The organism is Undibacterium sp. TJN25, assembly GCF_049339885.1.
GTDB lineage: Bacteria > Pseudomonadota > Gammaproteobacteria > Burkholderiales > Burkholderiaceae_D > Undibacterium.
This window is the reverse complement of sequence record NZ_JBMPPM010000006.1, coordinates 170,753-191,029: the sequence shown is the minus strand read 5'-3', so window position 1 is coordinate 191,029 and position 20,277 is coordinate 170,753. Positions and strand designations below refer to the sequence as shown.

Sequence of the window (20,277 nt, the reverse complement as noted above, 5' to 3'; positions counted from 1 at the left end):
GCTTCGTCAGCGTAGATCGGGTGGCCTGGCGGATTAAGCATCGCAGTAAAACCGCATCTGCCGTCTCAGTTTTGTGACAGGCTTATCATTTTTTTTTCCGGGGGCAGCTACCGCTAAAAATTCTACAACATTTCCACCAGCTGTCCATCACTCAGCACTAATGCCCCCCGTATGCGCTTGCCGTCAAAAATTTCCGCCAGCGCGCGCGCGTACAGCGCCAGTTGCTGCCGGTAATCGGCGCGCTCCATGTCCAGCAGGCGGCGCTTGTAGTCCAGTATCCAGACTTCTTCCTCAAAGACCACGACCCTGTCCAGCCGCAGCAGTTGCTGCTCAAACAGGATATCCATTTCGTTGCGCGCATGGACGTAATGCTTGGGGTTGAAGTAGCGCTCCAGCTCAGGATGGTTCAGTATGGCATGGGCCTGCCTGCGGATCGTGACGGCCAGGCCGGTGGCGCAGGGCAGCCAGCCGGCGATGGCGTCGGCCTCCGGCAGCGCCAGCGGCCAGGTTTTAGGCTGGTGGGTCAGGCGTTCCATCAAGGCATGCAGCGCAATGCCTTCCTGCTGCTCTTCCGACGATGCTTCGACGGCCTCTGCTTCCGGCAGCGCCAGATTGGGCGGGTTGAAGATGGGCAGCTCAAAGCTGCCGTGACGCGCATCTTCCTGCACGGGCGCGGCGTCGCCTACCGTCATCGCGGGCACCATGCCAAGCCGCTGGTACCAGCTGCCGGCGCTCATGCCGTCCTCCGCCTTTTTATTGGCGATGCCGCTAACGATCAGCAACTGCTTGGCGCGGGTCGCGGCAACATACAAGAGGTTCCAGTTTTCCTGCGCGGCCTGCTGTTCTTCCTGGTCGAACAACGCGTCGCGCGCCGCGCCGCGCTGGTCCTTGCGGCCGAAGACGGAGAAATGCTTGCGCTCGCCGGCTTCCAGAGGCCACTGGCATAGTATGCCGACCTGGTCCTTGGCGGCATCGCTGTTGTTGGCATCCAGCATGACGACAACCGACGCTTCCAGCCCCTTGGCGCTGTGGATGGTGAGGATGCGCACCGCGTCAGCGGCGCCGTCCACCGTGGACTCGTCCGGCGCATCGGCTTCGCCGCCCTGCTGGAAGGCGCCGAGCGCGGCGATGAACTTGGGCAGGCTGGGGTAACGGCCAGCGTCCATGTTCAGCGCCAGTTCGGTAAAGGCGCTGATGTTGCCGATCACCTGGCTGCGGTCTGCCGGCGATGCATGCTGCGCATAACGCGCCGGCAGATTGCCCTGGTGCAGTATGCGGTCCAGCAAGTCATGTACAGGAAGCTCGTGCGCCGCTTGCATCCACGCACGCAACAGACCGACAGCGCGCTGCAGCACCGTGTTGGCGCCCTCCTGTGCGCCCTCGTCCACACTGGCCTGCAGGCGCTTCCACCAGTTGGCTTCGCTCCTTTGCGCCAGCGCGATCAGGTCTGCATCGGCGGCATCGATAATGGGCGACTTCAGTACATGCGCGAGCGCGCGGTTATCGCCCGGAGTGATCAGGAAAGTGAGCAAGGCGATCAGGTCGGCCACTTCCAGCGCCTCCAGCAAGCCGCCGCGCCGGCTGGACACGAAAGGTATGCCGGCTTCGCGCAAGGCCCGCTCATACGCGGACAAGTGCGTGCGGCGGCGTACCAGCAGCATCACCTCAGACCATGGCAAATGCGCACCTGCCATGCCCCGCTTGGCCTGCAGCAAGGCTTTGGCGACCTGCCGGCCCTCGTCCAGGCGGCGCGCGTCTTCCGCCTCTTCCAGCGGCGTGGTCAGCGGATTGCGCAAGGGGAAGCGCGCGCTGCTGCCCTCTCCTTCCTCGTCCCCTCCATCTCCGCTCACCTCAGTGATCAGCGGCAGGCGCCATACATCGCCGTCGACGGACGATGCCGTGGTTTGCGGCGCATAGATGGGATTGTCCTGCATGCTGCGGTTCAGCACCTCTACCACGGCCCTGGCATTGCGGCGCGTCTGGTTGGTGCGCAGCACGTAGGCGCCGCGGCTGGCCAGCATCGCGCGGGCAGAGGTAAATACGCGCGGCTCGGCACGCCGGAAGCGGTAGATAGACTGCTTGGGGTCGCCGACGATGAAAACACTGGGACGCGCCGCATCGTCGCCGTAGGCATCCAGCCAGGCCTGCACGATGCTCCATTGCAGCGGATTGGTATCCTGGAATTCATCCAGCAGGATATGCTTGTAGCGCGCATCCAGCCGGCTGTGCAAATAGGCGGCATATTCTTCATTGCTGAGCAGGCGATAGGCCTGCCATTCCAGGTCCGCAAAATCGAATACCCGCTGGTCCGACTTCAGCGCCTGGTAGCATTCAAGATAGGCCGTGCCGACAGTGAACAGTGCTTCATTGATGCTGACGACGAACTTCTCGCTGCTGCGTCGCTCCAGTAGCTTCAGCATGTCGCCCAGCGCCGTGCATTCATCCTCGAACGCGGTGGCGCTGTCGGGACCGATGTGCTTGGCAATGGACGCCGTCAGCGCCTTGGTCTTGGTATTGTGCGAGCGCGGGCCGCCGGTGCCGGTGAAGAAACCGCCGCACAGCTTGTCGAAATTTTCCAGGCTGGCGCCATCCGTCAGCGCCTGCTCCATCTTCACGGCATTGCCCTGGTTGGCGGCTGAACCCTCACCGAGGATGCGTGCCAGCATCTCGATGCGCGCGCGCAGGCTGCTGTCGTCCCATAGGCCCAGCCTGGCATCGCGCTCGGCATCCAGGCCGCACATGTCGCGCAGCCAGTCCAGCGGCTGTCCGTCGAACTCGTTCTCATTGGAAGCCCACCATTCCGCGCGCTTGTCGAGGAAGGCGTTCATCATTTTTTGCGCATTGAAGTCGCCGACTTCGCGGTACAGATAGAGCAGCGCCTCTTTCAGCGGCGCGTTGTCGGGATCTTTCAGCGACTGCATCAGCTGCCCATAGGCTTCGCGCTGCAATTCTCCGGTGGCTTCCACCAGGCTGAAGCCGTGCGGCACGCCGGAGGCGAGCGGCGCCAGCTGGATCAGACGGCCGAACCAGCTATGGAAGGTATCCATTGCCAGCGATTGCGGGCTGGACAGCACCTTGTCGTACAGGCGCCGCGCCAGCGGCAATACGGCCGCCAGTTCTTGCGGCCTGATGCCGCGTTCAGTCAGCAGGACAGCAGCAGCCTGCTGGTCGGCCAGTGCCAGCTCCTGCAGCAGCTGCACCAGGCGCTCGCGCATTTCCTGCGCCGCCTTGCGGGTGAAGGTGATGGCCAGCAGTTCGGCCGGCTCTGCCCCGGCCAGCAGCAGCCGCAGCATGCGGGCAACCAGCAGCCAGGTCTTGCCGCTGCCGGCGCAGGCTTCAACGACGACAGAATGCTGCGGGTCGCAGGCAGCCGCCGTAAAGCCGGCCGGGTCGGCCGCCGCACCATTGATCTCGTATGCCTGGGCCGACATTACCAGGCTCCCTTGCGGCACAGGCCGCGCATGTCGCAATACTGGCACACGGATTCCGTGCCCTGCGCCGGCAGCGGTGCAGCCCTGTGGATGGCCTGCATATTGCCGATGACTGCCGTTTCCAATGCTTCCGCCCATTCGGTAAAGTCTTTTGCCTCGGCTGCGCCGGTCTTGCCCCTGTCAATCTCCAGCGCCACATAGCTGGCGGTGGTCACCGGCACATCGGCGAGCAGGCCGTAAAACGGCAACTGGTGGTCTTCACCGTCTTTCAGCCGCTTGCTCAATGCAGTCTGGGTCTTGGTCTTGTAATCCAGCACCGCATATTCGCCCATATCGTTTTTGTCCAGCCGGTCTATGCGTCCGCGCAGCATCACCGAAGCACTCGCCGGGCCGTCCTGCCAGTTCAGCGTGCGCTCGCGCCAGGCTTCGCCCATTTCAAAATGCCAGCCGCCCTGCTCGCGCTCGGCGGCCCAGGCGACATAGGACGGAATCACCTTATCCCAACGTACGCTGTAGCCCAGTGCGGCCGGGCTCTGCTGCAGGATGCGGTCGAACTGGATTTTTGAGATATCGCGCAGCAGTTGTTCCCTTGCTTCCCTGTCTTCGGGCGGCAACGGATGCTCCAGCAAGGCATCGTGGTACTTTTTCAGGATCGCATGCAGCCAGTCGCCGTAGTCTTTTTTCTCCGGCATGTCGGATAGCGTATCGATCGCCGCCAGCCCCAGCATGCGCCCGGCAAAGAATTGATAGGGGCAAGCGACCAGGCTGCCATAGCCACTGGCCGACAGCGTCGCCGGCGCCAGTTGCGGTGCGCTAGGCCTTGGTTGCACCGGCGCAGCGGCTTGCAGCGCCTGCTGGGGTATGACGGCGCTGTGCCGCGCCAGCGGATCCTGGCCGCTGCGCTGCAAGGTCAGGTTCAGCTGCGCCAGCCAGGGGCTGACCGGATTGTGCTCGCCGTCCAGGTGGCCCTGCCAGGACAGCACCACTTCGGGATTGGAAAGCAGCAGTTCGGCGAAATCACGCAGCTGCTGGCGCTGCCTTGCCTCGCGCGTGACCAGACCGCATTCCCTGCGCACGGCATTGGTAAAGAACAAGACTTCCTGCGGCTGCGAAGGCAGATGCGCGGCATCGGCGCCCACCAGCAGCACCGCATCGAAGCTGCGCAGGCGCGCGCCGTTCAGCGGCAGCATCATGACCCGCTTGTCCGGCCTGCCGGTGATGAAGGGGGCGCTTTCCAGTTGCAGGTTGATGAAGGCGCGCCATTCTGCAAAAGAGAAAGGCGCCTCCATCTGCTGGCAATCACTGCTCAACGATTGCAGCAGCTTGATGATCTGCGCACCGGCATTGTCTGCCTGCATGCTGGCCTGCATGTTCAGCATCTCCAGCATCTGCAGGGTGGCGGCGCTCCACTCCGGCAGGCTGCGGCGTGCGGTGAACGCGGCCGCCTGGCGCGACAGTGCAGCTACCCACTGGCGCTCCTGCGGCAGGCTGTTGAGGCTGGACAGGATCGCATCCCAGCCGCTCAGCACATTGGCCCTGCGCAGCGCCAGCTCTACATGCATGACTAGGTCGGCCTTGTCCGGCTCAGCGATCGCTTCTGCATGGGCATCGGCATCGTGTGCCGACAATATTTGCGGCGACACATACGGCGACTTCAGCAAATCCAGCAGAGCCATGGTGTCGGCGCGCGTGGCGATGACTTCAAACCAGGCCGCGATGGCAGCGGCGGCACGCGTGGTGGACAGCTTCCAGCCGGTTTCGTCGGCGACATGGACTTGTGCCCGTTCCAGCAGCGCGCGGATGCGGCGCGACACCACGCGGTCTTGCGCGATGACCGCAATATCCTGCTTGCCGGCCTGCAGCCAATCGATGATGGTTTGCGCGCCCTGCTGCGCCTCGTCTTCCAGCGAGCCGGTTTCGCACAGCCGGATATGCGAAGTATCCGCCACGTCCAGCGCAAACTGCGGCTGGCGGTTGGGCACGCTCTCTATCATGCTGGGCCAGGCCGGCGCGTACGGCTGGGCCAGCGCATCGTCGCGCCAGTCCAGCAGCAGCGGCACTATATCCTTCTTGCGTGCATAGGCAGACAGGAAGGCGTCTTCCATTGCATCCGGCGCGGTGGGGCTGATCCACACCATGTGTTCGCTGGCATGCTGCGCAATCTGCATCAGTTGCTGGAAGCGCTGTACCGTGGCATCGCGGCCATCCAGCTGGCTTTGCCATATCGTCCACACCAGCTGCGCCTCTTCGGACAGCAGCTTTTGGGTGGGCGGCGGCATCTGCGCCAGCGCCGTGTGCCAGCGCTGCTGTATGTCTTCCTTGCCGGCCTGCACGGCGGGCAGCAGCGCCAGCGTCAACTCATCCGACAGGGTCAGCAGCGTTTGCGCCAGCGGCAGCAGGTCGGTATTGCGCCTGGCGGTGAACAGTTTCTTCAGCCATGCATGCTGGCGCAGCTCGGCATACAGCCCCATCAGCCGCTCGCTGGGTGCAGTGGCACGCGGCATGCCGGCGTCCGGCTGCTGCATTTCCAGCCAGGCAAACACGGTATTGATGCGCGGCGGGATATAGTTGACTGCATCGTCAGCATTCTTGTCGCCCGCCAGCTCCCGCGTCAGCGCCTGCTGGAACAGCTGCGCATGCTCAAAGGTGGGAACAATGACCCGGATCGCCGAATAATCGCGCCCTGCCGCCGCCATCCACTGGTGGCGTCTGGCCGCCTGCACGAACTTGCGCGCAGCGTGCTGCCAGAAAAAACGGGAGGCGGGAATCAGGTCAGGGCTATGGCGCATTGCTTCTTTATTTACCGGAAATCACCGGAAGGACGATCATTTTATGCGAAGGGGCGCGGAATTATCGTGCTTTCCACACTTTAACGGGAAATCGGTTATTATTTATCCCCATAGCCTGCCATTCGGTGCTTTCAGTCGCGGCAAGCCAGCGGAACGCAGCAGTTCAATACCCCCCGGGCTATTGAATTTGCGCCAAATGCCTCCACGTGGTTGACGTCAGACCGGAAGTCCGGGATGCAGCACGAATTTTTACCGTGCCTGCATCGCTGTGGCGTTTTACCCCTTAATTTTCCCTCTCAACGAGGATTCCATGAGCGAAAACATCAAACACGTAAGCGATGCTTCATTTGAAGCAGACGTATTGAAATCAGACAAACCTGTCCTGGTAGACTTTTGGGCGGAATGGTGCGGCCCTTGCAAGATGATCGCCCCCATCCTGGAAGAAGTCGCCAAGGAATATCAAGGCAAGATCACTATCGCTAAAATGGATGTGGATGCAAATCAGGGCGTGCCGGGCAAATTCGGCATCCGCGGCATCCCGACTCTGATCCTGTTCAAGAACGGCGTTGCAGCGGCACAGAAAGTCGGCGCACTGGCAAAAGGCCAGCTGACTTCGTTTATCGACAGCAACATCTGATTCAAAATAAGTTAAAATCCGCTTGAATAAATGCACAAATTAAATTTTGTGCATTTATTGCGGTACTTTAGTACAATAGTGGCGCGCACCTGCACCGTTGCCGCACGGCCGGCTTGCAATAGTTGACGCGAACCCAGTTGGAACCCAGTTATTCATTAAGTTGTTAGAACGTTTAAAATACTCTTTCTGGTCAGTTAACCAGAGACTATAATAATCTACACCTCGTAGTTCACTCCCCCACCTATCTATCCCATCTCGGGACACCCATACATGCACTTATCAGAATTAAAGGCGTTACACGTCTCAGCCTTGCTAGAAATGGCTATCGGACTGGACATCGACAATGCAGCAAGGATGCGCAAACAGGAACTGATGTTCGCGATCCTGAAGAAGCGCGCAAAATCCGGTGAACAGATCTTCGGCGACGGCGCCCTAGAGGTCTTGCCCGACGGTTTCGGTTTCCTGCGCTCCCCGGACGCCAGCTATATGGCCTCCACGGACGATATCTATATCTCTCCGTCGCAGATCCGCCGCTTCAACCTGCATACCGGCGATTCCATCGAAGGCGAAGTCCGCACACCGAAAGACGGCGAGCGCTATTTCGCCCTGGTGAAAGTTGATAAGGTCAATGGGGAGTCCCCAGAGGCATCGAAACACCGCATCCTGTTTGAAAACCTGACGCCGCTGCATCCGAACAAGCCATTGGCGCTTGAGCGTGACATGCGCGGTGAAGAAAACACGACAGGCCGCATCATCGATCTGATCGCCCCTATCGGCAAGGGCCAGCGCGGCCTGCTGGTAGCGTCGCCCAAATCCGGTAAATCCGTGATGCTGCAGCATATTGCACATGCCATCACCACCAATCACCCGGACATCACGCTGATCGTCTTGCTGATCGATGAACGTCCGGAAGAAGTGACCGAGATGCAGCGTTCGGTGCGCGGCGAAGTCGTCGCCTCGACGTTTGACGAACCCGCCACCCGCCACGTGCAGGTTGCCGAAATGGTGCTGGAAAAAGCCAAGCGCCTGGTCGAAATGAAAAAAGACGTGGTCATCCTGCTGGATTCCATTACCCGTCTGGCGCGTGCCTACAATACCGTCATCCCTGCCTCCGGCAAGGTGCTGACCGGCGGTGTGGACGCCAATGCGCTGCAACGCCCGAAACGCTTCTTCGGCGCGGCGCGTAATATTGAAGAAGGCGGCTCGCTGACCATCATCGCGACCGCACTGATCGAAACCGGCAGCCGCATGGATGACGTGATCTTTGAAGAATTCAAAGGTACCGGCAACATGGAAGTCCATCTGGAACGCCGCCTGGCCGAAAAACGCACCTACCCTGCGATCAACCTGAACAAATCCGGCACCCGCCGTGAAGAGTTGCTGATCAAGCCGGACCAGCTGCAAAAAATCTGGATCCTGCGCAAGCTGCTGTACAACATGGACGATATCGAAGCGATGGAGTTCATCCTCGACAAGATGAAGGCGACCAAGAACAATGCAGAGTTCTTTGAAATGATGCGCCGCGGCGGCTAAATCCCCATTTAGCCTGCCGGACAAAGGGCCCGCGGTGCGAACCGCGGGCCCTTTTTATTTTTCAGATAAACCGCTCAAGCTGCAGATAGCGCCAGCCCGGATTGCGTTACGCCCCCCCTCCAGACTACATGATGACGGACTTGCGTCTAGCGTATGAACCAAATCTGGTCCGCATCGCGCACGACGACGTGGGTCTGGTAGTAGAACTTGTCGGTCTTCACACCATTCTCCATAAACCAAATCTTGACCTTCCGCACCCAGCCGCCAACGCGTATATGGCGGCCTTTCAAGGTCGCATCCAGGTCCTCCACCGCGAGCGTACGCTTCAGTTCCGCTTCCACGCCGGGCAGCATGCGGATGGAGAGATTGTCCTTGCTGCGGTAGTCTTCTTCGGAGTTGAGGTAGATGCGGCCCTGGTTATGCCCTACTGCTTTGATATCCATTTCAAACACCCCCCGGACCGGAGCAGGCGCGGCTCTGTCGGCGATAGCAATGGCCCGGGCTGGTCCCGGCGCTTCATCCTCGGACGCGTGGACCGGGGCGATGGCGGCGGCGAGAAGCAAAGCGGCAAAAACAGTTTTCATGGACGTTATTTCTCCGGAAAGTACGAATGTGTTCCAAAACAGAGTGTTGCATGATATTAAAATATACAGCACCTTGTCATGATATAAAAACAATTTTTACATTCCATCAACGCCACAAGCTTTGTGTGGCCGCGATGGCTCAACCCGGCAGCTTCCAGTCAAACCTGACCGCCAGCATGCGCAGGGTAAATGTGAACAGAATCGCCATCACGACGGCAAAGGTCTCGCTGACTTTCAGCAGGTTCAGGATCAGATACACCCAGCAGCCGGCAAACGAGCAGGTCGCATACAACTGTCCGCGCCGGAACACCAGCGGGATTTCATTGCAGAGCACGTCGCGCAGCACGCCGCCGAAGATGCCGGTAATCACGCCCATCATCGCGCAGACGAAAATGGGCATGGACGATTCCAGTGCCAGCGATGCCCCGCCGACGCTGAACAGCCCCAGGCCCAGCGCATCCGCATAGATGATCGCGCGCTCGGTGCCGCTGGAGCGCAGGTGACGTAAAAACGGCGTTGCGCCCAGTGCCAATACGAATACCAGCACAGGATATTCCTGGTGCTCCACCCAGAATAGCGGGCGCCGGTCCAGCAGCAAGTCGCGCAGCGTGCCGCCGCCGAAGGCAGTGATGAAAGCGACGGTGAACACGCCCACCGCATCCATTTTCTTCATGCGTGCCTCAATAAAGCCGGACAGCGCAAACGCAATGATGCCGCCCACCTCCACGACATGCAGTAATGTGCTCATTTCAAAACGGAGCGGAATTGCCATTATTGAATCCTTTTTATTATTTGGTGATCAGGCATGCAATATTTTGACGTATTTTGGGCGTATTTTTGAGATGTTTTGTTGCAAGCCCGTTGCATCCGGCCATTGCCAGGATGGCGCAAGCACATGATTTCATTGTATAATCGCCGGCTGGCATCAAGCCACGCGCATTTTTAAACCGGCAAGTGATCAACAATCGGGTCAAGAGGCAAGTCGACCGCCGAAGTGATGATTGGCTACCAAAACTTTTTGAGGCAAGCATGAGAGACGGCATCCACCCAAACTATCGTGAAGTTCTGTTTCACGACGTATCCAACGATTTCAAATTCGTCACACGTTCTACTATCCAGACACGTGAAAAGATGGAATTCGAAGGCAAAGAATATCCACTGGTAAAGATCGAGGTTTCTGCGGAATCCCATCCTTTCTACACCGGCAAACACAAAATCGTCGACACCGCTGGCCGCGTTGACAAGTTCCGTAAGAAGTTCGGCACTGTCGGCTCCAAAACTTCGGTTGCAGGCTAATCAGCCACGGCACCTGTTTTGTTGGAAAAAGGCAGCTAAGGCTGCCTTTTTTGCATGTGCCTGAAATTTCCAGGCAGCAATCCTTGCAATCCCAGTAATTCCTGTTTAACTGTCGGCGCTGCTATAGCCTACCGACAACAACCCCCATCCTTCAGGCCCTGTAACCGAGATATATGAAGCCAGTCCGTCTTCCTGCTGCTGCGACCATTGCACTCCCGCGTGGAGTCATTTTTGCGTTGTGTCTGCTCTATATCCTGCCCGGCCTGATCGGGCGCGACCCATGGAAAGGCGACGATGCTGCCAGCTTCGGCGTCATGTGGACGATGGCGCATGGCGGCCTGCAAGACTGGCTGTGGCCACATATCGTCGGCCTGCCGGCGCCGCAGGAAGGCCCGCTGGCGTTCTGGCTGGGCGCCATCTGCATCAAGCTGTTCGGCTGGCTGATGGGCGACGCCGCAGCAGCACGGCTTTCCACCGCGGTGTTCTTCCTGCTGGGTTCGGTGTCGGTCTGGTATTCCACTTATCTGCTGGGCCGCCGCGCGGAAGCGCAGCCGCTGAAGCTGGCCTTCGGCGGACAGCCGGAGCCCAGGGATTTCGGCCGCACACTGGCCGACGGCGCACTGCTGATCTACCTCGGCTGCCTGGGCCTGCTGCTGCCCAGCCACGAAACCACAGCCGAATCGCTGCATATTTCCCTCGTCGCCTATTCACTGTACCTGTGCGTGCGCCTGCTCGACGGCCCTACGCTGATGTATGCGCTGCGGCTGGGCGCGACGCTGGGCCTGATGTCGCTGACGCGCGGCTGGGTGCTGTCGCTGGCGCTGCTGCTCGGGCTGTGCGCTCTGTCTTTTTACCGCAAGCAGCAGTTCCACCGCCTGTTGCTACTGGTGTCGCTGCCGGTGATGCTGGTTGTCACCGGCGCATGGGTGCTGGCGATCAATATCATCCACCCTTTCAGCAGCTCCCCTTTTGCCGCATGGATGCAGTGGAACACGCGCCAGATCGACCTGCCCGATGTGGCCAGCGTTGTCTACTTCTTCCGTTACGGCATCTGGTTCGCGTGGCCGGCATGGCCGTTCGCCGCATGGGCTGTATATGCCTGGCGCAAGCAGGAAAAAGCGCTGCATATCTCGCTGCCGGTGACATATGTCGTCTGCGTGACCCTGCTGGCTTTCCTGAACCATTATCCTGAACAAAGCATCCTGCTGCCTATCCTGCCGCCGCTGGCGATGCTGGCGGCATTCGGCCTGCCGACAATGAAACGCAGCGCCATCAATGCGGTGGACTGGTTTGCCGTCATGGTGATGACGGGCTTTGCCGGCATCATCTGGTTTGCATGGATAGCCATGCAAAGCGGCTGGCCGGTGTCGATCTCCAGGAAGGTATTAAGCTGGGCGCCGGGCTACGTGCCTGAATTCAACCTGTTTACTTTCATGCTGGCACTGGCCGTCAGCATTGCATGGTTCCGTCTGGTGTACTGGCGCATCTCGCGCCAGCCTTCGGTACTGTGGCGCGCGGTGGTGTTGTCCACCGGCGGCGTGATCCAGTGCTGGCTGCTGCTGATGACGCTGTGCCTGCCGCTGATCAACCACCGCATCACCTATGCGCGCATGGCCGATGAGATTGCGGAGCAGCTGGACCAGAGCGTGCACAAATCCTACAACTGCATCGACAGCAACGTGGACCCGGCGCAGCGCGCGCTGCTGGCCTACTTCGGCAAATTGCGGTTCTCCGGCTTTTCCGATCCGCACTGCGACCTGCTGCTGCTGCAGGACAGCCGCAGCCAGAAAGAAAAGAACATGAAGGAAATGCTGCCGGAAGACGTCAATTTCCGCGGCCAGTGGGAACGCATCTGGCAAGGCCGCCGCCCTTACGACCGGGATGAGATCTTCTCGCTGTATATGCGCAAGCAGCCATGAAGCAGGCGGCGGAACAGGCGATAGAACAAGCCGATATCCACCGGTCCGGCCTGGGCGTGCACATGCGGCGCATCGGCGCGCTGGCCTGGCCCATGCTGATAGGCCAGCTGGCCGTGGTCGGCAACGGCGTCATCGACACCGCGATGACATCCCGTTTCTCCGCCACCGACCTGGCGGCGCTGTCCATCGGCATCTCCATCTACGTCAGCATCTTCGTCGGCCTGAACGGCGTGTTGCAGGCCATCTCCCCGGCAGTGGGCCAGCTGTTCGGCGCGCAGCAGTACAAACAGATAGGCGTGGAAGTGAAACAGGGCGTGTGGCTGGGCTTTTTCCTGTCCTGCATAGGCTGCCTGGTGCTGCTGTTCCCGCATAGCCTGCTATCCATCGCCCAGGCCTCGCCCGAGATGAACCGCAAGGCCGCGATGTACCTGCAGATACTGGCGCTGGCATTGCCGGCGACGATGGGCTTCCGCATCTACGGCGCACTGAACAATGCCGTAGGCCGGCCCAAGATGGTGATGGCGATACAAGTCGCCGCGCTGATGCTGAAGTTCCCGCTGAACAAGCTGTTCATCTTTGGCGGACTGGGCATCCCGGCGATGGGCGGCCCAGGCTGCGCGCTGGCGACCGCGGTGCTCGCGTGGCTGATGCTGCTGACCAGCTGGCTGATGCTGCGCCAGGTCAAGTTCTACCGCATCTTCGGCCTGTTCGGCACCGGTTTCGTCAGGCCCCACTGGCCTGCGCAGGCATCGCTGCTGAAGCTCGGCATTCCCATGGGCCTGAGCTACCTGATTGAAGTCACCGCCTTCGCCTTCATGGCGCTGTTCATTGCCCGGCTGGGAGAAATTGCCGTCTCCGGCCACCAGCTGACGGCCAACCTGGGCACCATCCTGTACATGCTGCCGCTGTCCATTGCCGGGGCTACCGGCACGCTGGTGGCGCAGGCCATAGGCGCCGGCAAACCCCATGCGGCCACGATGATAGGCAATGCGGGCATCGCGCTGGCGGCATCGCTGGCGGTGCCGGTGGGCATTGCGATCTGGTTTGCGCGCCAGCTGATCCTGCATGCATATACGTCCAATGAAATCATCATCGCGGCAGCGCTGCCGCTGTTTTTGTTCATCTCGTTCTACCAGTTTTTCGATGCGATACAAGTGACCACCGCCTTCGTGCTGCGCGCCTACAAGATTGCCGTGGTGCCGACGATCATCTATGCGGTGGCGCTGTGGGGCGTGGGCCTGTGCGGCGGCTACACCCTGGGTTTCGATCCATGGCATATCAGCCCGCCGCTGTTGAAAGGTGCATCGGGATTCTGGATGGCCAATAGCTGCAGCATCGCGCTGGTAGGCCTGGGCCTGTTTTTGTACCTGCGCACGGTGCAGGCCCGCACAAGCAGGGCTGCGGACACCCGCCACGCAAATCCGGCGCAACCAGCGCAACCAGCGCAAGCGCAGCAGGGCCAGTCATGACGCCACCGCGCAACCTGAGCTTTTTTAGCGTCAAGGCCATCCCGGCTGCCTTGCTGACGGCGATCATCTGCCTGTCGGTGACGGCCTGCCTGTCCTGGCTGTCCTTGCAGGTGACCAAGGAAAACGTACAGCGGCGCCTGCAGGAAAGTGTGTTCCAGCACCATGGCAGCCTGCAGAACGAGTTGGAGCATGAAGTGTCGCGGCTGGAATCATTTGCCAGCCTGTACCATATCTCGCCATCGTTCGACCGCTACACCTTCCACTCGTTTGCAAAGATAGAGAACCAGCCGTGGCTGGTGGCCAAGCTGTTTTCCAAAAAAGTCTCGCCGCACGACGTGGCGCAGTTTGAATCGCAGGTGCGGATCGATACCTCGGTGGATGTGCGCGGCTATCCCGGCTTCCATATCCTCGACAAGGTGCCGGGCGAGGATTCGCTGGTTGCGCTGTACCTGGAGCCGCGGCAGAAGCTGCAAAGCGCGCACGGCTTGAACCTGAAAAAAATGTTCCCCGAAGGTACGCGCAGGCTGATTGACGGCGGCGTACCCACCTCCTTTGTGCTAACCGAATCGCATCCGCTGCTGCCGGGGAATAATATCGTCATGTCCATGCCGGTGTATGAAACCGGCTTGCCGATACGTTCCGAAGCGCAGCGCAGGATTGCCTTCAGCGGCGCCTTCACGACCGTCATCTCCATCGACAGGCTGATGCCGGGCATGTTCAGCGGTTCCAACCTGCAGCTGAAGCAGATCCAGCTGTCCGGCAGCGACCTGCAAGGGCGGCCCGTGGCATTGACGCTGCCCGGCAAGCAAGCGGCCGCCAGGGAAAGCCTGACCACGCAGATCAACAGCTTCGAGCTGCCGCTGACGGTGCCCGGCCAAAAATGGTCGGTACGTTACGAGGTATTGAGCAATGAAGGCCTGGCGGAGACGGACGCCATCTGGTTCATCCTGTTCATCGGCTTGCTGCTGACGGCCTTTGCCACCGGCTTTGTGTACGTCACGGTGAGGACAGGCAAGATCGCGCACCGGCTGGCCAAGGATATGACCAAGGCGCTGCACCATAGCGAAGAATCCCTGCTGGAAACCCAGCGCCTGGCCAAGATGGGCAGCTTCCAGCTGACGCCCAGCCACCAGATCAGTGCGCAGACCGGCAACATCCTGGAACTGTTCGGCCTGCTGCCGTCTAAAAAAATAGAATATCTGTCGCAGATGCTGGCCAATATGGAAGCCGAGGACGCCATCATCTTCAGCGACATCGTTGCGGCAGCCTTTGAAACATCGCTGCATACCCACCTGATCGTCCAGATCAGTACCGGAACACCGCGCTGGCTGAACCTGATCATCGACTCCAGCGGCACCGAAAACGGTTTCACGCTGCGCGTGATCGCCATGGACGTTACTGAAAAATACCTGTCCGAAAACAAGATCAAGCAGCTGGCCTACCAGGATGCGCTGACCGGTCTGTCCAACCGCGCGAGCCTGCGCATCGCCACCGAACTGGCGCTCAGCGGTTCACGCGCGCAACGCAGCAAGCTGGCCTTGCTGTTCCTGGACCTGGACCGCTTCAAGTTCATCAACGATTCGGTCGGCCACGATGTCGGCGACCAGGTATTGATAGAGATCGCACAGCGCCTGCGCAGCGCCGTGAAGACGCGTGATTTCATTGCCCGCCTGGGCGGCGATGAATTCGTGATCCTGGTGGATGAGCTGGACAGCGACAAGGATATACGCGCCATCGCCGACCGCATCCTGTCGCTGGTCTGCGCGCCGATGCAGCTGGGCCAGCACACTTATTACCTGACCACCAGCATAGGCGTGGCGATAGCCGACAGCGGCGAACCCAATGCCGATGCGCTGATGAAGCAGGCCGATATCGCGATGTACCACAGCAAGGAAAAGGGCAAGAATAAATATACGATCTTTTCCACCGACATCGCCGAAGCACTGGAAAAACAGACCAGCCTGGAACGCGAGCTGCGTGTGGCAATGGCAGACGGCCAGCTGGTGCCCTACTACCAGCCGCAATTCCGTGTCAGCACGCACAAGCTGTGCGGCGTGGAAACGCTGTTGCGCTGGAAGCACGGCAAGCGCGGCATGATCGCCGCCAAGGACTTCATCAAGGTTGCGGAAGAATCGGGCCTGATTATCCAGATCGGCAACCAGGTGCTGATCGATGTCTGCAAGACCATCGCCAAATGGAATTTGCCGGAAGATTTTGTCGTCGGCGTCAACGTATCGAGCCTGCAGTTCTTCCAGGCCGGCTTTGTCGATTTCGTCATCAATACCATCAATGAGGCAGGCATCGACCCGCACCGGCTGGAGATCGAAGTCACCGAAACCATGATCATGCAGGATACCGATGTCGCCAAGACCTGCCTGGAGCAGCTGCATGCGTACGGCGTAGGCATCAGCATCGACGATTTCGGCACAGGTTATGCATCGCTGACCTACCTGCGCGACTTCCCCGTGCAGAGGATCAAGATCGACCAGCGCTTCGTCAAGGGCCACACCAACAACAGCAAGGACCAGGCCATCGTCAAGGCCATCTCCACGCTGGGCCACGATTTCGGCATGCAGGTGATCGCCGAAGGGGTGGAAACGGATGAGCAGCTGACGTCGCTGGGCATCATAGGTTGCGATATGTACCAGGGCTGGCTGCGCTCTACTGCGCTGCCGGCTTCCGCGATAGAAGAACTGCTGCCGCAGTTTGAGACCGCCGCAGCCTAGCCGGGCGACGGAAACCGCATGTCCAGCAATCGCCCTCCCGCCTCCCCGCGCCGCCGCCGGCTGCTGCACTCCACGCTGGCCGCTCTGGCAATGCCTGCGGCCGCGCTGGCCGCCTTGCCAAAACCAGCCACTGCGCCCGCCCCTGCCCTGCGGCTGATGTTCCCGGAACTACCCTACTTCGAGCTGCTGAAAAACCAGCTGAAAAAATATTCGGACAGCACCGGCGTGCGCATAGAAGTGGATGTCATGCCCTATCTGGACATGCGGGACGCGCAGCTGAAGGAATTACAGAAAGCCAAAGGCAAGTACGACCTGGTCGTCATGCTGGCTGCCTGGAAGACGGAATACGTGTCCAGGAACATGCTGGCAGACCTGGACAAGGAACAGCTGGCAGGCCGCCTGAACCTGGAAGATGTGGAAGACATCGTGCCCGCCTACCTGACAGTGGCCGGCAAGGTGGGCGGCCCGCGCGGCTACCTGGATGGCCCGTCGGCCCACCTGTTTGCGCTGCCGGTGGGATCGGAAACCAGCATCCTGGCCTACCGCACGGACATCTTCCAGCAGCACGGCCTGAAGCCCCCCGCCAGCTACGACGAGCTGCTGCCGCTGCTGCACACGCTGAAACAGAAAGAACCCGGCATGCAGCCGCTGTGCAGCCGCGGCCAGCGCGGCCACCATATCTCGCACGCCTGGCTGCTGCACTTCAACGCCTACGGCGGCGAAGCCTTCGACGCGCGCTGGCGCTGCAAGGTGCACAGCCCCGCCGGCATCAAGGCGATAGAAGTGCTGAGAGCCATCCACGCGACCAGCAAAGGCGGCATCCTGAACAACAGCTACTCGGACATGTGCAACGCCTTCATCTCCGGCGATGCAGCCATGTACCTGGACTCCACCAACATCTTCGCGCTGGCCAACGACAGCGTCAAATCGCTGGTGCAGGACAAGGTCGCCTACGCACTGCACCCCAAGGGCAGCGTCTATTCCGCCGAAACCGGCGGCTTCTCACTGGCCATGCCGAAGAACGCGCCATCGGCGGCCAGGGCAATGCAGTTGCTGGGCTGGCTGACCTCGCGCCAGCAAGACAAGGCCATCGCCCGCAAAGGCGGCATCCCCATGCGCATCAGCACCATGCGCGACGTGGAACTGCAGATCATCTACCCCGAATACGCCATCCTCAACAAGCAGCTGGAATACGCCAACCCCAACTGGCGCCCCATCATCCCCGAATGGCCGCTCATCGACGAACAGATTTTGGGAAGCCTGCTGCACGACGCAGTAGCAGGAACCATCACGCCGGCCGCCGCGCTGGAACAGGCGCAGGAAAAGATCACGGAGCTGATGCGCAAGAGTGGGCACTACCGCTCTTGAAGCGCAACTCCTGATTGGTAGGGTGTGATAGCGCAGCGCAGCGTATCGCACCATCCCACCGGTCCGCCATTGCCTACGATGGCAGCAGGCTACAGGCACCCACTTTTCGAAGTTTTACCCGGTGCGATACGCTGCGCTACCACACCCTACGATATTACGAAGAGACTTCACGCAGCGGACAGCGGACGGCAATGATTTTCCGCTACACCTTCATCGGCAAAATCACCATCTGCAAACCCTCAAAGTGCAGCCGCCGCTGTATCGCCAGCGCGGCCTGGTTGTGCAGCAGGCGGGTGAACCAGTTATCTGTTTCGAAGATCAGTTTGCTGGTGAAGAAGATCGCATTTGGGTAATCGTCGCTAACCTCTTCGCATAGCTCGGTCACTTCATTGACGACATCCGTGCCGAAACTGACATAGGAGGCCGACGCCATGTTGTGGCTGTGGCAGAAATCGACAAAATACTTCAGCGTGGCATCGGCCTCGGAGCGCATCTGCTCCAAAACGCCTTCGCCGCCGTAGGCATGCGAATCGACGGTGCGGGCGTTGATGAAGATAAAATTCTTGAAGTGGTCGGGAAACATGCGCAGCACCCACAGCAGCGCATGCAGGCCGCCGCCGCGCGAATTGCCAACGATGAAGACTGCGGTCTGGTTGGCCGGGTCCGGCAGCAAGGGACCGCTATGGTGGCCCATGGGCTGGCTGGCGAAGACGGCATCGACCGAGCGGATCGCCTTCTTGGTATCGCGATAGTGCTTGCGCACGTACATGCAGGCGCCGGCAATGACGGCGATGATGGCGATGGTGGCCCAGCCGCCATCGGCAAAACGCTCCGCCAGCAGGATCGCCAGGATGCCGGAGCAGATTACAAACCCGGTCAGCGACAGCAGGAAACGGCGGCGCCAGTGCTGCAGTTTCCTGCGCTTGCGCCACCAGTACAGGCACAGGCCGAACAGCGAGATCGCAAAGGTCAGGAACACCGAGATCGAATACAGCACCACCAGCAACGTCACGCTGCCGTGTGTCCAGAACAGGATCGCCAGCGCGGCAATGCCCAGCACCAGGATGCCGTTCTGCGTCACCAGCCGTGTGGACAGGTAGCGAAATTTATGCGGCACCCAGGAATCGCCGGCCATGTTCGACAGCACCGCAGGCCCGCCCAGGAAGCCGGTATTGGCGGCCACGAACAGCAGGCCGGCCTCAAAGGCCAGCACAATCACCAGCAGGCTGTTATTGATAAGCGGGCCGCCCAGGCCCATGTGGGCGATGATGCTCTTGAAGGTGGAGGCGTTCAAGGTTTCGCCCGCGACCGGCTGCGCATTCCACAGCAGGTATAGCAGGATGATGCCGCCCGCCGTAAAGGCCAGCGACAAGGCCATGTAGAACATGGTCACCTTGCCGGTGCGCACGCGCGGTTCGGCCAGGATGTTGACGTTGTTGGACACGGCCTCCAGCCCGGTATAGGTGCCGCCGCCCTGGGAATATGCCAGCAGCAGCATCGCCGCCACGCCGGTCCAGCCTACGCTTTTTGCGAGCTCGGCGGTTTCCGCCATGGTCGCGGGAATCAGCTCCGGCAAATGCGACGCATGCGCAAAAATACCGTAAGCGATGAGGATAAAATGGGTGAAGACAAAGCCGAGGAAAATGGGCAGCAGGATCTTGATCGCTTCCTTCAAGCCGCGCAGGTTAAGGATGATCAGCACACCGATGAAAAAAGCCTCTGCCCATAATTTATAGTCCTGGAAGGCCAGCGGCAGGAACGACGCAATCGCATCCACCCCGGACGCCACCGAGATCGAAATCGTCAGCACATAATCGAGGATCAGCGCGCAGCCGGAGATCAGGCCCATGTGCGGGCCGACCAGCTTGGTCGCCACGCGATAGCCGCCGCCGCCGGTGGGGAACAGCTCGATCACCTGGTTATAGGCCAGCGCAATGATGAACACCGTCACCGCCGTCGCCAGCGCCATATACAGGCCGAGATGCGCATGCGCGCCCAGCGCGCGGAAGGTCTCTTCCGGCCCGTAGGCGGAGGAAGACAGGCCGTCCGCTCCCAGCCCTACCCAGGCGAGGAAAGCCACCAGCGCCATCGAATGGCGCGTGTCGCTTTTCATCGGATCCAGTGCCTTGCCGAGTACCAGTTCTTTTATTTTTGTTTTTTTCATGTGGGGTGCGGGCCGGTGCTAAGGACCAGGGGCTCAGGGCCTGCGATAAAAATGATAAGACTGAATGATAGACCGACATGCACCCGCAAACAACCGGCGTGCAGGCTTGCAAAATGATTTGGTTTAAGTCATAATCGCGGTCTGCGTTGCCGAGATGGCGGAATAGGTAGACGCACGGGACTCAAAATCCCGCGCTGGAGACAGCGTGCCGGTTCGATTCCGGCTCTCGGCACCACAATTAGCACCAAACATATTAGGCTCTCATCTTGAGGGCCTTTTTGTCTTTGTTCCGCAAAAAAAAGCTATTCCGCAAATCCATCCTCCTCTGCAGGCAGAATAGTTTTTAACGAGCCAATTCATT

At 60.2% G+C, this 20,277-nt stretch carries 12 protein-coding genes and 1 tRNA gene; 8 read left to right on the top strand and 5 right to left on the bottom strand.

Going from position 1 to position 20,277, the window contains the following annotated elements:
• Positions 1 to 122 precede the first annotated feature (122 nt).
• Positions 123 to 3,431 carry a UvrD-helicase domain-containing protein gene (locus ACO0LO_RS16480; protein WP_422965376.1) on the bottom strand — a complete coding sequence of 1,103 codons (3,309 nt, stop codon included), beginning with the start codon at positions 3,429 to 3,431 and terminating at the stop codon, positions 123 to 125.
• Entirely contained in the window at positions 3,431 to 6,220 is a 2,790-nt protein-coding gene (locus ACO0LO_RS16475) for a PD-(D/E)XK nuclease family protein (RefSeq protein WP_422965375.1), read from the bottom strand. The genes ACO0LO_RS16480 and ACO0LO_RS16475 overlap by 1 nt, the downstream gene beginning before the upstream one ends.
• 310 nt (positions 6,221 to 6,530) lie before the next feature.
• Between ACO0LO_RS16475 and trxA the strand changes: the two genes are divergently transcribed.
• Positions 6,531 to 6,857 carry a thioredoxin TrxA gene (gene trxA / locus ACO0LO_RS16470; RefSeq protein WP_188566341.1) on the top strand — a complete coding sequence of 109 codons (327 nt, stop codon included), beginning with the start codon at positions 6,531 to 6,533 and terminating at the stop codon, positions 6,855 to 6,857.
• Between the two features lie 270 nt (positions 6,858 to 7,127).
• Positions 7,128 to 8,390 carry a transcription termination factor Rho gene (gene rho / locus ACO0LO_RS16465; RefSeq protein ID WP_394779539.1) on the top strand — a complete coding sequence of 421 codons (1,263 nt, stop codon included), beginning with the start codon at positions 7,128 to 7,130 and terminating at the stop codon, positions 8,388 to 8,390.
• Between the two features lie 146 nt (positions 8,391 to 8,536).
• Here rho and ACO0LO_RS16460 read toward each other — a convergent pair whose 3' ends face one another.
• Both ACO0LO_RS16460 and ACO0LO_RS16455 read right to left on the bottom strand, forming a co-directional pair.
• The gene (locus ACO0LO_RS16460) at positions 8,537 to 8,833 is read right to left on the bottom strand and encodes a hypothetical protein (protein WP_422965373.1); all 297 of its coding nucleotides are present in this window, start codon (positions 8,831 to 8,833) and stop codon (positions 8,537 to 8,539) included.
• A gap of 280 nt (positions 8,834 to 9,113) precedes the next feature.
• The gene (locus ACO0LO_RS16455) at positions 9,114 to 9,746 is read right to left on the bottom strand and encodes a trimeric intracellular cation channel family protein (protein ID WP_422965371.1); all 633 of its coding nucleotides are present in this window, start codon (positions 9,744 to 9,746) and stop codon (positions 9,114 to 9,116) included.
• A gap of 257 nt (positions 9,747 to 10,003) precedes the next feature.
• Between ACO0LO_RS16455 and ACO0LO_RS16450 the strand changes: the two genes are divergently transcribed.
• From ACO0LO_RS16450 to ACO0LO_RS16430, 5 genes are all read left to right on the top strand, one after another.
• The gene (locus ACO0LO_RS16450; protein ID WP_394779542.1) at positions 10,004 to 10,270 is read left to right on the top strand and encodes a type B 50S ribosomal protein L31; all 267 of its coding nucleotides are present in this window, start codon (positions 10,004 to 10,006) and stop codon (positions 10,268 to 10,270) included.
• 173 nt (positions 10,271 to 10,443) lie between these two features.
• Positions 10,444 to 12,189 (top strand): ArnT family glycosyltransferase, encoded by a 1,746-nt coding sequence (locus tag ACO0LO_RS16445; protein WP_422965369.1) that lies wholly within the window; start codon positions 10,444 to 10,446, stop codon positions 12,187 to 12,189.
• A 62-nt stretch (positions 12,190 to 12,251) separates the two neighbouring features.
• Entirely contained in the window at positions 12,252 to 13,658 is a 1,407-nt protein-coding gene (locus ACO0LO_RS16440; protein WP_422965888.1) for an MATE family efflux transporter, read from the top strand.
• Positions 13,655 to 16,384 carry a bifunctional diguanylate cyclase/phosphodiesterase gene (locus tag ACO0LO_RS16435; protein WP_422965367.1) on the top strand — a complete coding sequence of 910 codons (2,730 nt, stop codon included), beginning with the start codon at positions 13,655 to 13,657 and terminating at the stop codon, positions 16,382 to 16,384. Before ACO0LO_RS16440 ends, ACO0LO_RS16435 begins: the two co-directional genes overlap by 4 nt.
• A gap of 18 nt (positions 16,385 to 16,402) precedes the next feature.
• Positions 16,403 to 17,752, top strand: coding sequence for an extracellular solute-binding protein (locus ACO0LO_RS16430; RefSeq protein WP_422965365.1), 1,350 nt, complete (start codon positions 16,403 to 16,405; stop codon positions 17,750 to 17,752).
• A gap of 202 nt (positions 17,753 to 17,954) precedes the next feature.
• On the opposite strand, the gene ACO0LO_RS16425 is transcribed toward ACO0LO_RS16430, so the two are convergent.
• Entirely contained in the window at positions 17,955 to 19,916 is a 1,962-nt protein-coding gene (locus tag ACO0LO_RS16425) for an APC family permease (protein ID WP_422965363.1), read from the bottom strand.
• 148 nt (positions 19,917 to 20,064) lie between these two features.
• On the opposite strand from ACO0LO_RS16425, the gene ACO0LO_RS16420 reads away from it, so the two are divergent.
• Positions 20,065 to 20,151 (top strand) — tRNA-Leu (locus ACO0LO_RS16420).
• Positions 20,152 to 20,277: the final 126 nt, after the last annotated feature.